Source organism: Sporosarcina sp. ZBG7A (genome assembly GCF_000813425.1).
Lineage (GTDB): Bacteria > Bacillota > Bacilli > Bacillales_A > Planococcaceae > Sporosarcina.
Genome location: NZ_JWIB01000051.1, coordinates 31,268 through 46,571 on the forward strand (window position 1 = coordinate 31,268; position 15,304 = coordinate 46,571).

A 15,304-nucleotide genomic window follows, 5' to 3' on the forward strand; every position below is an offset into this window, starting at 1 on the left:
ATGAAAAAAGCCGCCCACTTTAAATGGGCGGCTTCCTAATTAGCTATCGCGTTTCAACAGGTCTAATGACTCTGTAAATTCACGCTCAATTTCTTTGTTTTCTTTGTAAGTTGCAAGACTAACAAAATACGTAACGAGTAGACAAACTATGAAACCAGGGATGATTTCATACAAAGTGTCTGATAGTGCTGGAATGTTCCCCCATACGCCAACAACAATTGCACCTGCAACCATTCCGAATAATGCACCTTTAGCTGTCAGTTTGCGCCAGTAGAGGGACAAGAGAATGATTGGTCCGAATGCGCCACCGAAACCAGCCCAAGCGAATGATACGAGCTTCAAGATGGATTCGTTGTTCGGCCAAGCGAGAACCATTGCAATGAGTGATACAACAAGTACTGCCATACGTCCAAGGAATACGTATTGCTTATCTGTACCATCTGTCTTGTAAACAGCCTTATATAAGTCTTCAATCAACGCTGAAGATGTCACGATAAGCTGTGAAGAAATCGTACTCATAACTGCTGCAAGAACAGCTGCAAGCATGATACCTGCAATGAATGGATGGAAAATAATTTGCCCGAGTGCAATGAAGATTGTTTCAGAATCCACTAACTCTGCTCCAGGATTCTGTTGGTAATAAGCAATCCCGACAAGCGCTGTTGCCACTGCACCGAGTAAGCTTAAAATCATCCAACTAATTCCGATGCGACGTGCACTTTTCGTTTCCTTAACGGATTTAATGGCCATGAAGCGCACGATAATATGCGGTTGACCGAAATAACCAAGTCCCCACGCAACGGATGAAATGACCCCGAGAAGTGTTGCCCCTTTCACAAGGCTAAGCATATCCGGATTCACTGCATGGATTGAATCGACAGTTTCAGGAATTCCACCCGTTACAAACACGGCAACGACTGGAACGAGAATGAGTGCTAGGAACATGATAAGGCCTTGCACAAAGTCCGTATAACTTACCGCAAGGAATCCACCAAACAATGTGTAACCTACGACGACAACCGACACAATGATAAGTCCAAGATGATAATCCAATCCGAATGAACTGAGGAAAAACTTGCCTCCTGCGACCATTCCGGAAGATACGTAAAATGTAAAGAAGATAAGAATAATAAATCCGGAAGCGATTCTTAAAAGTCTCGATTTATCTTTCAATCGATTTTCGAGAAAACTTGGAATTGTGATTGAATCGTTCGTTACTTGGGTATATACACGTAGACGTGGTGCTACAAAGTACCAGTTCAGGTAAGCTCCGGTTGTTAAACCGATTGCTATCCAAATCTCTGGCAACCCTTTGTCATAGATTGCACCAGGCAATCCGAGTAGTAGCCATCCTGACATATCTGCAGCACCAGCACTGAGCGCTGTAACTGCCGGTCCGAGTGAACGGCCACCGAGCATGTAATCTGTTAAGTTAGATGTGCGGCGAAATGCGTACCATCCTATGAACACCATGGCCGCCATATAAAGCACAATCGAAATCAGTTTGTAACCATCAGCTGACATAGTTCAATCCCCCTTTTTCTTTTCTAAGTAACCGCAAACGCTTTCATTATCTTATGCAAGCCCGGTCAAATCCATTATAGGCAAGTTAGGTGTATTGCGCCATACCTATTTTCGATTTATTCCCCGGGAAATAGCTAGTATTCGACAGGAGGAATTCAATTGGATCACGAACGTTTTTTAAATGATGCCATACATCTAGCAACTGATAGTGTCTTTCAAGGTGGAGGCCCATATGGTGCTGTCATCGTACGGGATGGTGAAATCATTGCGAGTGGCGTCAATTCGGTAGATGTGGATCACGACCCTTCTGCACATGCGGAATTGGTCGCAATCAGAGAAGCATGTCGAATCCTTGCTTCGACGGACCTCTCAGATACAATTCTTTATGCAAGTGGCGAGCCGTGTCCGATGTGTTTAGCTGCGTCCTATCAAGCTCGCATTGGGGAAATCTATTACGCTTGTAGTAAGAAAGAAGCGATGGAAATCCTCCCGAAACCCGATAAAGTGGAACACTTTTACAGTGATCAGGATAAGCCAGGTGCAATGCGGGACGTTCCCTTTATGCATGTGCAAACAGATCATAGACTAGAGCCTTTCATAGCAGCTTCCAACCAACAATCCAATATTTCAAGCTAACAAGGTTCACATGTGATGCAAACTAAGGAGGAGGAGTTACAAATGCCTTGGACAAAAGACGATTATCCAGATACTTTTAAAAATGTAGGGGCGGATGTACGCAACAAAGCCATTGAAATTGGGAATGCCTTACTCCGGGAAGGATACGAAGAAGGCCGAGCAATCTCAATCGGACTTTCTCAGGCTAGAGAAACAGTTGAAGGAAAGGCTGAAGACCGCCCTCACTTCGAGGTACGTACACGTGAAGATGAATGGGTGTTGAAGAAAAAGAGCGCTTCGTCTGTTATTTATAAGGAGGATACGAAAAGCGCATTGCTCGACAAAGCAAAGCCCTATGTAAACGAACATGACGGTGTGTTAACGGTATACCGTGAAGATGGAACAAAAGAACAGACGCTATATGAATGATAGAGACGCATGCCCTATTTGGACATGCGTCTTTTTAAGAGTGTATCGCTTTTTCTTGGGACATTTCACGTAACTTAAACTTTTGGATCTTTCCTGAAGCCGTAATTGGATAGGCATCCGTAAATTCAATATAACGAGGGATTTTGTGATGCGATATGGCTCCCTTGCAGAATGACCGAATTTCTTCCTTATCCAGCTCCATACCGTCTTTCGGGATGACCCATGCCATCAGTTCTTCCCCGTATTTCTCGTCTGGTACTCCCACGACTTGGACATCAGAAACTCCAGGGTATGTGTACAAAAACTCTTCCACTTCACGGGGATATATATTCTCTCCCCCTCGAATGACCATGTCTTTCATGCGACCTGTGATATCCAGATAGCCATCTTCATCCAATCTAGCAATATCCCCCGTATGCAACCAACCTTCTTCGTCAATCGCTTCGCGAGTTGCTTCAGAGTTATTATAATAGCCTTTCATCACATGATATCCTCGGGTACAAAGCTCTCCTGACTCCCCTGTTGGAAGTTCTTCACCGGTAGCTGGATCGATGATTTTCACTTCTACATGAGGATGTGGTTTGCCGACTGTAGACACCCGCTTTTCAATCGGATCATCCGTCTTCGTTTGAGAGATGACAGGTGAAGCCTCTGTTAATCCATAACAGATTGTAATTTCAGCCGCCCCCATCACTTCGATAACTTGCTTCATCACTTCAATCGGACATGTAGATCCCGCCATAATACCCGTTCGCAAATTGGAAGTATCGAAGGTTTTAAAATCAGGATGATTCAATTCAGCTATAAACATCGTAGGGACTCCGTGCAATGCCGTGCATTTTTCGTCTTGAACTGCGCGTAGAACTCGGGCAGCTTCAAACTGTTCAACAATGACCATCGTCGCTCCATGAGACACTGCTGCAAGAGTTCCGAGTACACAACCGAAACAATGGAAAAATGGAACTGGAATACACAATCTGTCCGCGTTCGACAACTTCATAGTTTCTCCAATCATATTGCCATTATTCACGACATTATTATGAGTGAGCATGACACCTTTAGGAAACCCTGTCGTCCCAGATGTGTACTGGATGTTAATGACATCATCCGGATCGAGAGATTTTTTGCGAATCTCCAGTTCTTCATCCAATACCATTTCTGCGTGTTTCAAAAACTCATACCAATTGTAAATTCCTACTTCATTATTCTCTGTCATCAAAATCACACGTTTCAAATTCGGCAACGTAGGACAATCGATATGCCCTCCATCGCTTTCCTCTTGGGACGGACAAATGGAACGCAAAATCTCTAGATAACTAGTATCTTTGAATCCCTCGTCCAAAATGAGAGTAGTGGCTTCGGATTGCTGCAGTAAATACTGTAACTCGGTTGCTTGATAATTCGTGTTGACCGTTACGAGAATTGCGCCCATTTTACCGGTCGCAAATTGACTCAGTAGCCATTGTGGTTTGTTATCCGACCAAATCGCTACGTGTTCCCCTTTTTGAATTCCAATCCCCATAAATGCTTTTGCAAGTTGATCCGTTTCTTTGTCGAATTCAGTGTACGTTTTTCTCAATTTTCGATCCGGATACACATATGCTTCGTTTTCAGGGTACCGAACTGCCTGCTCACTTAAAATTTCTCCGACCGTTTTATTCATCAGCTCCATTTCTCCATCCTCCTATCTAATTCTAAGTTCCTTCTATAATATCATAGTTTTCTGATTGTGATGAATAATTATTAAATTTAACACAACAATTATTCGACAAAAAAACAAGCAGAGTGTAAATTACCCTCGCTTGTTGAGTATTGTAGTTTTTTACTCGATTGGTGTCACTCTACCACGTTCATCCTTGTAGAATACATGCTGTCTCTCTAATTTTGTCGGTGAATCTAGTCCTGCTGCCGCAGCAATTCTGAACAACCCCTCACGCATTGTCAAAATATAATTGGTGACCCGATACTTTTTCTCTTCGACTACGAGACCACGCTGTAAATGCGGATTTGTCGTAGCAACACCTGCCGGGCATTCATTGGTATGACAGCGTTGTGCCATAATACAACCAACCGAAATCATAAACCCACGAGCAATTTGGACAAGATCCGCACCCATTGCAAGTGCAATTGCCGCTTTGTCTGGAGTTGTCATCTTTCCGGAAGCAATGATTTTCACTCGATCCCGCACTTCAAATTTCCTTAATGCGTCATCCAGTATGATCAATGCAGATTTAATCGGAAGGCCCACTGAATCTGCTAAGTCTTGATACGTCGCACCTGAACCACCTTCCGAGCCATCTAAAGAAATGAAGTCTGGCCCCATTCCAGTTTCTTTCATGAATGAAGCTAATTCTTCTGCATCTGATATTCCACCAATTACAATTTTAATGCCAACAGGTTTCCCAGAATGATTCCGAATTTTTTCGATGAATGAAAACATGGAAGGGAAATCATCGAACTGATGGAAACGGTTCGGACTGTTAATCGTTTTAAACGGTGTGACATTCCGAATCAAGGCGATTTCTTCCGTCACTTTTGAACCTTCCACGTGTCCACCACGCATTTTTGCTCCTTGCGCCAGTTTCAGTTCGAACGCCCGGACTTTTGGATTTTCCGCCTTTTCAGTGAGTAGGCCCCAATCGAATTCACCTTCGCTTGTGCGGAATCCAAACAATCCGGAACCGATTTGCGCGATAATATCTGCATCTCCTGCTAGATGGTGTGGGGATAGACCTCCTTCCCCTGTATTCATCCACGCCCCCGTTGCCATCCCGATTCCTTTAGAAAGTGCCGTGATCGCATTTTCACCAAGTGCTCCATAACTCATGGCCGATTGTCCAAGCAAGCTATGGACGCGGAAAGGATGCTTACAGTTCGGGCCGATTACAACTGCATCCTCGTCAGGGAGTAACCATGGGTCTGCCGTCACTTCTTCCCGGTGCTCTCTGCGGGAGAATAACCCTTCACCATCGACTATATATCTCATTGAATCTACTTTGCGATCGTTATCTACACGCATTTCTTCGTTCTGTTTCGTAAACATCGCATTCCTCAAATAATAACCAGACGCATCAAAGTCACGTTTTGAGCCAAATCCGATTACACTCTTTAAGTATTTTCCCGGTAGAACCATATGCAAATAATCTTCTCGGCTGAACGGCTTACCTTCGTTATCATTGTCAAATAAATATTGCCTGAATTCCGGACCGACTTTTTCAATCATATATCGAATTCTGCCAAGTATAGGATAATTCCGTAAAATAGCATGCTGCTTCTGCTTCCTATCAAATATATATACATAAGAAATTGCCAAAATAGGAATGACGATAAATGCAGATACTATCAGCATAGTGGTCAGAGAAAGTCCTTCAAAAATGTTCATAAGCTCCACTCCTTTTCTATAATCTCAAACTGGTGTACCATTAATCACAATCACTAGTTGGAGGCGATTCACAATGGTTATTGACTTACTGAAATCTCATACATCTGTTCGTTCCTATACGGATGAGCATTTATCCACAGAAACAGTCCGAGAACTTGTTACAGCTGGTCAACACGCCGCTAGTTCTCATTTTGTCCAAGCCTATTCCGTTATCCACGTAACTGATGCGTCAGTTCGTGAAAAACTAGGTGAGTATTCCAAAAACCCTCATCAATTCAATGGCGCTGGTGCTGCTTTGGTCTTTTGTGCGGATTTCCATCGCTTACAAACTGCTGCTGCATTGCATGACCGTTCAATCGACTACTCTCACGCGGAAGCCCTGCTCGTCGGAACGATTGATGTAGCACTCTTTGCTCAAAATGTTGCAATCGCTGCCGAGTCCAAAGGATACGGCATTTGCTATATCGGGGGTGTCCGGAATAGCCCTGCTGAGATCAGCGAACTACTCAAACTTCCTGAGGGTGTGGTTCCGATGTTTGGCATGACAATTGGTGTTCCTGCAAAGTCTAATGAGGTGAAGCCTCGTTTACCAGTGGATGCGGTGCTGCACGAAAATATGTATGATGCTAGCAACTATGAGGAAATACTCCGTGATTACGACGCCACTATGGAAACTTATTATGAAACACGAAGCTCCAATCGTAAGCACGCAGGCTGGACTGAACAGATGGCTGATTTCTTGCAATCTCCTCAACGTCCCTACATGAAAGAATTTCTGAGAGATCGAGGATTTAACTTTGACTAATAGTCTGCTTTCTTCCCTACCTCTCTTGTAAAGGAGTCAAACCTAATGGAGTTTGAAAAATTGATCACCGACTTAGCGAAACGTCTTACTGATGGCACTTTTGTCCGCGCAACGTTCAGTCAACCCCGTACAAAATCAGAAGGCTTATTGCGTATTAAAGCGAAGCCGATTGAATTGAAAGGTGAGTTGCACATTCAGTTTGAAGAACAGTTTGAACGCGTGCTAAATCACCATAATATTTCAGTCGACGGCATCGAGCTATTTCTGACCAATGTATTAATGCGTTTCAAACAAGTACAGGCTGAATTCACAGGTGAAACGATTCAAATCCAGCTGACTAAGAAGTTTAAAGTGTCTTGGAAATCGAGTGTGACAGAAACGTCCAGGACCGCTGATTTGTCTCACAATCGTAAAAAAAATTATTTGCTTGAAGAGGGTACCCCTTATCCATTTTTGATCCGCCTTGGTGTACAGTCTGAAGATGGACGGGTTAAGAAACAAAAGCACGATAAGTTCAGACAGATTAACCGGTTCATTGAATACATCGATGACGCCTTGACGCATCTTCCGAAAGATCGGACTGTTCGAATTCTAGACTTTGGTTCTGGTAAATCGTACTTGACGTTCGCATTGTATCATTATCTTCATATTGAAAAGGGACTCGACATCCACGTGACCGGCCTCGATTTGAAGAAGGAAGTCATTGAAGAATGCTCGGAGATTGCGCGCGACCTTGATTACGACCGCTTGGAGTTTTTAGTTGGAGACATTAATGACTATGAGGATGAAACCTCTGTTGACATGGTAGTCACGTTGCATGCATGTGACACTGCGACGGATATGGCACTCGCACGGGCGGTCCGTTGGGGAGCGAGTGTGATTTTGAGTGTACCGTGCTGTCAACATGAATTGTTTAGTCAAATCCAGTCACCTTCTCTAGATGTGATGTTGCAGCATGGTCTCGTGAAAGAACGGTTTTCCGCACTGGCAACGGATTCGATGCGCGCGGAGTTGTTGACGCTGGCTGGGTACGAAACACAGTTGCTGGAATTCATCGATATGGCGCATACACCGAAAAATATTTTGATTCGTGCGTACCATACAGGGAAACAGCCCTCTTTGGAGTCCGTTGAGCGATATAGGGCTTTCAGGGATTTGTTGAATGCTAAGCCGTTTTTGGAGAATGAATTGAAGTTGGAAGTATTGAGTAAATAAGTGGAGAGCACCTGCGATTGCGGGTGCTCTTTTTTTGTGGTGATGGTGTTGGTGGTGCTTGAGTGATTTTGCTGCTTGCTTGAGCGGATCTGACTCTCTCTTGATCACTTTTCCATTTGCTTGAGCAGATCCGCTACTCGCTTGATCACTTTTCCACTTGCTTGAGCGGATCCGACTCTCGCTTGATCACTTTCCCACTCGCTTGATCACTTTCATTTCATTCAACCTGAAAATCAAACTCACGTAAAAACGCCCGCGCTCTCAAATAAGAGGCGGACGTTTTTTTACAATTCGGACACGGAAGTTTCTCGCGCCATCACTTCATCATACTGCGCATGATCGAGTTCTCCCGTCACACGCGCCGTTGTGACACCAGCTGTCATGGATCCACTGACATTTAACGCTGTGCGGCCCATATCTATAAGTGGCTCGACAGAAATTAGAATCCCTGCAAGTGCAATCGGTAGATTCAACGCAGACAATACGAGAATTGCAGCGAACGTTGCGCCTCCCCCAACACCCGCGACACCGAATGAACTAATCGCGACAATCGCAATGAGTGTCAAAATGAATTGAGCGTCAATCGGTTGACCGACCGTCGGCGCAATCATAACGGCGAGCATGGCTGGATAAATACCCGCACATCCGTTTTGACCGATTGATAACCCAAATGATCCTGCGAAGTTCGCTATTCCATCAGGTACTCCAAGTCGCGTCGTTTGTGTGTTTAGTGTCAATGGTAATGTACCCGCACTGGATCGTGATGAGAAGGCGAACAGTAACGTATCTCCCGCTTTCTTCACGTACGTAATCGGGTTTAATCCTGTTGCGGCAAGAATCACTAAGTGCACTAAGAACATGACAATCAATGCGACATAAGAAGCGGCTACAAACTTACCTAGATTCACTATCGCGCCGTAATCAGACAACGCAACAGTCCGTGCCATGATTGCTAGAATTCCATAAGGCGTGAGTCGTAATACAATTTTTACGACTGCCATTACCAATGAATATACTGCATCGATTCCTTTTTGTACTACAGCCGCTTGTTCAGGCTCCTTTCTCCGGATTGTCAAAAATGCGAATCCTAAAAATGCCGCAAAGATGACAACACCTATCGTAGATGTCGGACGAGCACCCGTGAAATCGAGAAATGGATTAGCTGGCAATAAATCTATTAACTGTTCCGGCAGCACTTTATCTGAAACGCCTGCCGCAGTTTCTTCTAATGATACTCCACGAGAAATCTCAGCATCACCTTGTACGATTTGCTCAGCGTCTAGCCCAAACAAGAGTGAAGATCCGATTCCAATCAGTGCAGCAATCGCTGTCGTTCCAATTAGAATTCCTAAAATCAAGGCCGCCTGTTTCCCGAAGTTCTTCCCCGCCGCCACTTTCGTAAAGGCAGTCAAAATCGAAATGAACACGAGTGGCACGACAATCATTTGTAAGAGTTTAATATAGCCTGTGCCCATAATATTGAACCAGGGAACCGATTGCTGAAGTGCGGTCGATTCAACCCCATAACTGACATGCAAGATAACTCCATATAAAATTCCAAGACCCAATCCAGTAAACACACGTTTTGAAAACGAAACGTGTTTGCGGTTCATCCAAAACAAAATACCCGCTAGTAAAAGCAATCCCGCCACATTCAATAAGACAAATCCTGTCTCCATCCCGACGTCCCCCTTTGTAAATGATATATGATTTTCTAATACACTTTATCTTATGTATTCAATTCCGATATGTCAACTAGGGATTGAGGCATTTTTCTTGTTTCTATAAATTTTTTTTACTGGACGTACCTAATAAAGGCCATATATAGCTGATTTGCAGTCTCCTATACAGGTTTCCAAGTGCACTCAACTTTGCTACAATAAACAAAATCTAACATCTCAAATGGAGGGCTCACATGTTTACTCTTCCTGTTTCAGAAAAAGTGTCACTGAAGTTACTCGAACAAGAGAATGCAGCAGAACTATTCTTTCTGGTAAATGAATCACGGGAGCATTTGCGCGAGTGGCTTCCATGGGTTGACGGAGCACTTTCTCCTGAAAGCTATCGTCCTGTCATCGAAATGTGGTTGAAACAGTTTGCGGAACACAATGGCTTTCAGGTAGGTATCCTGTACGAAGGTAAGATTGCGGGAATGATTGGATTTCACAAGATTGACTGGATGAATAGAAGTACGAGTTTAGGCTATTGGATTGGGGATCGTTTTCAAGGACATGGAATTATGACGGATTCAGTTCGTACACTAGTTGACTGCGCGTTTTCTACATACAAACTAAATCGCATAGAGATTCGTTGTGGAGTTGAAAATGTAAAAAGCCGTGCAATTCCAGAGCGGCTCGGTTTTCATCTTGATGGTATTCAACGCGATGGTGAGTTTTTGTATGATCATTTTCATGATCTGGCTATGTATAGTATGCTTGCGCGTGATTGGAACTAACAAAGAATGGCTGTCGCTCTCTGTAAGAGAGGTGGCAGCTGTTTTTAGTTTCATTGTTTGATTGTTAACTATGTATCGAGCGGGTTTCCTCTCGTATCGATCGCCTTGCAGCCAGAATCGAGCGGGTTCCCTCTAGTATCGATCGCCTTGCAGCCAGAATCGAGCGGGTTCCCTCTAGTATCGAGCGCCTTGCAACCAGAATCGAGCGGGTTCCCTCTCGTATGAATCTCCTTGCACTCAAAACACGCATAGTCCTCTTAACAGCCACTAAGTAACAATAGTAAACTTCTACGCGTGACTCAAGAACACGCAACATACGTTGGGAAAACTTGTTTCAACAACTAATTGAGGGACGCTTCTCAAAAATTGAAACCACAATTGTAATCTGCAGTTTATGTAAAGTTTATGTAAATAAGGTACACTGTTTAAATGGTTTATAGCTCAAGACATTCTGCAGAGGAGGTCAAACAATGGCAGTAGAAAAAACATCTAAAGTGAACATCGGCTTTATTATTCTGTTGGTTGGTGTGTTCATGGCGGCACTGGACAACGGGATAATCAGTGCGGCACTTACAACCATTAACACCTCATTCGATGTAAGTGCTACGCAAGGATCTTGGGGGATTACTCTGTACACGCTAGGTCTTGCTGTGATGACGCCGATCGTCGGGAAACTCGCTGACCGGTATGGACGCAAAAAACTCTTCCTCATTGAAATTGTGATCTTCACCATCGGTTCACTCGGGGTAGCGCTCAGTCCAAATTTCACGCTATTCCTCGCAGCGCGTTTGTTCCAATCATTTGGTGGTGGTGGTATTTTCATTATCGCGAGCTCTCATGTATTAAGTACGTTTACGAAAGAAAAGCAAGGCAGCATGCTCGGACTTCTTGGCGGGATGAACGGAATCGCGTCAGTTGTCGGACCGAACATCGGGAGTTTCCTTATCGATATCACAGGAAACTGGCATTGGCTATTTCTGATTAATGTTCCTATCGGGATCGCACTCGTCGTAGTCGGTTTCTTCTCATTGGAAGAAACAAAATCCTATGTTATGTCTAAAATTGACTTCCTCGGGATTTCGCTCTTGTCCTTCTCTATATTGAGCGTCATGTTCGCGATTAATAACATTGGACGTGGTGGTTCCTTCACTGAAGCAATCGTAAAATGGAGTGTGCTTGGACTTTTAGTTCTCGGAGTCTTAATTTTCGCAACCCTCATCTTTGTTGAAAAGCGCAACGAACAGGGGGATAAAATCGACCCGATTCTTCCATATAGCTTACTTCGCAAGCCCACTTATGCGATGACAATGGTAATGGGATTATTATCAGGGACGTTCATCGGTGCGATTATTTTCATTCCATCCTTTGCACAACAAATCCTCGGAATTTCCGCCGCGAAATCAGGCTACTGGATGACACCCCTTGCACTCGCTTCAGGTATCGGAGCCGGTGGAGGAGGTTATTTTGTAGATAAAAAAGGACCAGTGAAGACGTTGATTTTTGCAGGAATCATCGGGATCATCGGCTTCGGTGGTCTTGGTTACTTTGTGGATACTAAATTGCTGTTCATCGTTTTCTCTGTCATCGCAGGAGCAGGATTCGGATTTGTACTGGGCGCACCATTGACCGTCCTCACTTCAAATGCTGCTGGGACACAAAAAGGCTCTGCTATCGGAACTCTTTCCGTAGCGCGTCAAGTAGGACTGACCATTTCTCCAACTATCTTTGCGGTGTTCATCCAAAATGGATTCAGTAAAATTGGAGACCTGATCCCTCAGAAGTTGAAGGAACACGGAATCGATCCTAGTCAACTTCCAGAAGGTTCTATGGAGGAATTGGCGGGTAGCAGCTACGGAGATTTGCAAGCTAAAATTGACCAGATCCCTGCACCTGAAGTGCGAGACGCTTTGCATGAAGCATTTCAACAAGCTGCGCACTCAGCATATGAACCGATCTATTTAACAACCGCTTTCATGGCGCTTCTCATGATCATCATTTCCATTGTGTTTAGTAAACAATATAAACAAGACGCGATTGAAAGCGACAGATTAGATAAACAGGAAACACAGAAAAACCAACAGAGTGTTTCAAAAAACGAATAATGCAGTTTTACCGAACCGTTCAGAACACTCCTGAACGGTTTTTTCACACCATAAAACCCGAAGCTTACACACACTTCGGGTTACTCTTTCCACTCTGCTTTTAAGAGGAGGCAGCGATCATAAGCTTGTAGCTGTTTCAACGCGTTTTCATCATCCATGTTAAACGTTTGAACCCTTCCACTTGCTGAGACGATATAGTATGCAAGATAAGCAACTTCCCCTTGTTTCAAAGTGAGTTCACTTTCAAAGGCCGGCATTAACGTCGATCCTCCAGGCATTCCTTCTAGTTCAGGTAGTAAACGTCCGCCTGGTGAACTGAAAAGGATTCGTTCGATCGTATTTTCATCTGTTTGCTGAACCCCAAACCCAATTAGCGGTACTTGCTGTTCTGCTGAACCATTCCATGGGATTTCCGCAAGCGTTCCTACGTACTCCCCGTGTTCATATTGCTCAATGGTGAGTTGAATACTTTTGCCATCCGCTAATGTGTCTTTTGAAGTAAAATGCAGGGCGTCCATTCCACCTGCACTGTAGATTAACCGCTGTTCATCCTCCGTCAACGTTCTTTGTGTCAACGTGATGGACTTGCCTCCAAAGCATCCCGCTAACAACAATGTTGCGAATAACCATACTCCAGCAACACAAAATCGTTTCACACGCATCCCCTTTGTTTGTTAGCGTTATTCGACGCAGTCTGTCGGTAAAAAGACGTAGTTTCCTTTTTCCACAGGTTCCCCAAATACAAGTGGAACTCGCTCACTAAAAATCGGTCCATCAGCAACGACTGTATGGAATTCACCGGACTCTCCACAACTATCGATTCCGAGCGCTTCGAGTTCATCCATTAATTCAATTGTAAAACGTTCTCCCAGAAAGCGTTTCGGCATCCGACTGGTGTCCACTACAATAATATACGCTTCAAATCCTGCAGCAATGAATTCCTCCAACAATTGCCGTCTCGGGATAAGCCATAGCGGATGCCATGCAGTCATCCCTGCTTGTTCACATGCTTGTTGAACCCAAGTTCGATGGTCTTCTAAATCGATATCGCCAAATACACCATAGCGAATCCCTGCATCTGTGCATTCTTTCATGGCGTCGATAAATTCTTGTTCATAGGTCTCCCAGGATGCCTGTCGTGTCATCAACGGAACCTTCAATCGCTCTGCTTGCGCATGAATGACCGATTCCGGCAAAGCATGAGAGCGAGATCGGTCTGCCTCTTCTTCAAACATTGTCCATATACGTGTGAGGGTCTCCCCGTTTTCCAACGCTTTGTAAACGGCCATGGTGGAATCCTTACCGCCACTCCAGGATGCTACAAATTTCCGATCCATACAATCCACTCTCCCTCTCTAGTTACTTGCAGACAGTATAGCACGACCATTTCCCTATGCAAAAACCCTCTACGCACAAATGGCATAGAGGGTGATTTGCTAAGTAACCTTTGTTCGATTAACGAACTTCCGGTTAAATTGCTTTTTTCAGTTGTAATGATTCGATTGTATCACGCAATTGTTTCAAATGACGCTTTTCATGCAATCCAACAAACGGGAACCATTGACACAATGGAATTTGTCCAAAAATCGGATGCTTGCATGACTTTTTCATAAGCGACTCTTTGTTGCTGCTATCATATACGTCGAGCAAATATATCCGGGAATTGTGTAATTCCTGTTTCATCTCGCAAAGCGTCTTGAATGTATCCGAAGGAACTGTTCTTCCTGGAGCCTCTACTTTAATGATGCGGTTCGTTGAAATGGAAATTGGCTTCTTCATCGCTTTCGGACTTTCAGGATTTTTCAATTCCTTTGCCACATTTGAAGCGATGAGCGTTTCCATGAGCGAGAGATGCTCGAGGATTTGTTTCGGTGACCAGCCACCATTGGCAGGTTTCCGATTGAGTTCCTCATTCGTCAGTCCTTGGACTGCTTGTAAAATCTTCTTGCGTATTTTGTTATTGCCTTCAAAAACCATGGTACCCCTCCTACGCATTTTTCGCGTCTGCATTCTCTCTGAAATATATTAGAATCATACGCTCATATTCATGAAAAAGGAACCCTAAATTTAACTGTCAGAATAGTAAATTCCCATCCCTTTTATAGCCTATCTGACACCGATCATAGACCACCTTTCAAAAGAATACAACCTTTATGGGTTAATCCTATTGCGAAAGGGTTTCTAGAGGTTTTTTATGCAGAAATAATGGTTGGATTTATATAAAAAAACAGGCCCTCAAAAGAGAACCTGTTTTCCTTATCTTATGATGGCATTGGCGTATCCGTTGGACGCGCGTACCCTTTGTTGTAATCTGTGTCGATTGTTTTACGAATTTCTTTCAACGATTTTCCTTCTTGCGCCATGGTGACAGACTTGACTGCAATTTCTACACAGACGTCACATCGTGTTCCATGGTCATCCCATACGACCGAACCATCTTTGCGGATTTCATCCACAAAACAGTTCAAGTTGCTGCCGTGATCTGCGCTATCCGCACATCCACAGTAGCATGGCATGTATTTCAAAATGTCTTCCGCGCTTCCTGCTACTTGATAAACAAGTTGAAGATCATCTGATTTGTCATCGAGGAAAGCAGGCAGTTCTTCTGCAGACGCAGTGACTTGTTGTAAGTCACCATTCGGAAGTTGTTTTTCTTCACCCACGGCTAATGCTGGCGTTTCTTCATGAGGCTGTTCTGTAGCCGTTTTCCCACCGCATGCAGCGAGAACAATCACAAGTACAGCTAAGATCGGCATGTGGGCTAACCTAAATTAATG

Annotated in this window: 14 protein-coding genes; 6 read left to right on the top strand and 8 right to left on the bottom strand. The window is 44.0% G+C overall.

Annotation, left to right across the window (positions count from 1 at the left end; genetic code table 11):
• Window positions 1-39: 39 nt before the first annotated feature.
• Window positions 40-1,524, bottom strand: a complete 1,485-nt coding sequence (gene putP / locus RL70_RS15595; RefSeq protein WP_039044327.1) for a sodium/proline symporter PutP — start codon at window positions 1,522-1,524, stop codon at window positions 40-42.
• A gap of 159 nt (window positions 1,525-1,683) precedes the next feature.
• Between putP and RL70_RS15600 the strand changes: the two genes are divergently transcribed.
• Both RL70_RS15600 and RL70_RS15605 read left to right on the top strand, forming a co-directional pair.
• On the top strand, window positions 1,684-2,160 hold the full coding sequence (locus RL70_RS15600; protein WP_039044328.1) for a nucleoside deaminase: 477 nt from the start codon (window positions 1,684-1,686) through the stop codon (window positions 2,158-2,160).
• A gap of 42 nt (window positions 2,161-2,202) precedes the next feature.
• Window positions 2,203-2,568 (top strand): hypothetical protein, encoded by a 366-nt coding sequence (locus tag RL70_RS15605; RefSeq protein WP_039044329.1) that lies wholly within the window; start codon window positions 2,203-2,205, stop codon window positions 2,566-2,568.
• Window positions 2,569-2,602: 34 nt separating this feature from the next.
• Here the strand turns inward: RL70_RS15605 and RL70_RS15610 are convergent, their stop codons facing one another.
• Both RL70_RS15610 and RL70_RS15615 read right to left on the bottom strand, forming a co-directional pair.
• The gene (locus RL70_RS15610) at window positions 2,603-4,240 is read right to left on the bottom strand and encodes an AMP-binding protein (protein ID WP_039044330.1); all 1,638 of its coding nucleotides are present in this window, start codon (window positions 4,238-4,240) and stop codon (window positions 2,603-2,605) included.
• 150 nt (window positions 4,241-4,390) lie between these two features.
• Window positions 4,391-5,950, bottom strand: coding sequence for an FMN-binding glutamate synthase family protein (locus RL70_RS15615; RefSeq protein ID WP_039044331.1), 1,560 nt, complete (start codon window positions 5,948-5,950; stop codon window positions 4,391-4,393).
• Window positions 5,951-6,023: 73 nt separating this feature from the next.
• On the opposite strand from RL70_RS15615, the gene nfsA reads away from it, so the two are divergent.
• Together nfsA and RL70_RS15625 are read left to right on the top strand one after the other, a co-directional pair.
• On the top strand, window positions 6,024-6,755 hold the full coding sequence (gene nfsA / locus RL70_RS15620; RefSeq protein ID WP_039044332.1) for an oxygen-insensitive NADPH nitroreductase: 732 nt from the start codon (window positions 6,024-6,026) through the stop codon (window positions 6,753-6,755).
• A gap of 45 nt (window positions 6,756-6,800) precedes the next feature.
• Window positions 6,801-7,970 carry an SAM-dependent methyltransferase gene (locus RL70_RS15625; protein WP_039044333.1) on the top strand — a complete coding sequence of 390 codons (1,170 nt, stop codon included), beginning with the start codon at window positions 6,801-6,803 and terminating at the stop codon, window positions 7,968-7,970.
• Window positions 7,971-8,254: 284 nt separating this feature from the next.
• Here RL70_RS15625 and RL70_RS15630 read toward each other — a convergent pair whose 3' ends face one another.
• The gene (locus tag RL70_RS15630) at window positions 8,255-9,649 is read right to left on the bottom strand and encodes an L-cystine transporter (RefSeq protein ID WP_039044334.1); all 1,395 of its coding nucleotides are present in this window, start codon (window positions 9,647-9,649) and stop codon (window positions 8,255-8,257) included.
• A gap of 236 nt (window positions 9,650-9,885) precedes the next feature.
• On the opposite strand from RL70_RS15630, the gene RL70_RS15635 reads away from it, so the two are divergent.
• Together RL70_RS15635 and RL70_RS15640 are read left to right on the top strand one after the other, a co-directional pair.
• Window positions 9,886-10,425, top strand: a complete 540-nt coding sequence (locus RL70_RS15635; RefSeq protein ID WP_039044335.1) for a GNAT family N-acetyltransferase — start codon at window positions 9,886-9,888, stop codon at window positions 10,423-10,425.
• Window positions 10,426-10,895: 470 nt separating this feature from the next.
• The gene (locus RL70_RS15640) at window positions 10,896-12,527 is read left to right on the top strand and encodes an MFS transporter (RefSeq protein ID WP_082003449.1); all 1,632 of its coding nucleotides are present in this window, start codon (window positions 10,896-10,898) and stop codon (window positions 12,525-12,527) included.
• A gap of 80 nt (window positions 12,528-12,607) precedes the next feature.
• Here the strand turns inward: RL70_RS15640 and RL70_RS15645 are convergent, their stop codons facing one another.
• From RL70_RS15645 to RL70_RS15660, 4 genes are all read right to left on the bottom strand, one after another.
• Window positions 12,608-13,183 (bottom strand): hypothetical protein, encoded by a 576-nt coding sequence (locus tag RL70_RS15645; protein ID WP_039044336.1) that lies wholly within the window; start codon window positions 13,181-13,183, stop codon window positions 12,608-12,610.
• Between the two features lie 24 nt (window positions 13,184-13,207).
• Window positions 13,208-13,864, bottom strand: coding sequence for a diphthine--ammonia ligase (locus RL70_RS15650; protein ID WP_039044337.1), 657 nt, complete (start codon window positions 13,862-13,864; stop codon window positions 13,208-13,210).
• Window positions 13,865-13,997: 133 nt separating this feature from the next.
• The gene (locus RL70_RS15655) at window positions 13,998-14,537 is read right to left on the bottom strand and encodes a DinB family protein (RefSeq protein ID WP_255352981.1); all 540 of its coding nucleotides are present in this window, start codon (window positions 14,535-14,537) and stop codon (window positions 13,998-14,000) included.
• Window positions 14,538-14,788: 251 nt separating this feature from the next.
• Window positions 14,789-15,283 carry a PCYCGC motif-containing (lipo)protein gene (locus tag RL70_RS15660; RefSeq protein WP_039044339.1) on the bottom strand — a complete coding sequence of 165 codons (495 nt, stop codon included), beginning with the start codon at window positions 15,281-15,283 and terminating at the stop codon, window positions 14,789-14,791.
• Window positions 15,284-15,304 lie beyond the last annotated feature (21 nt).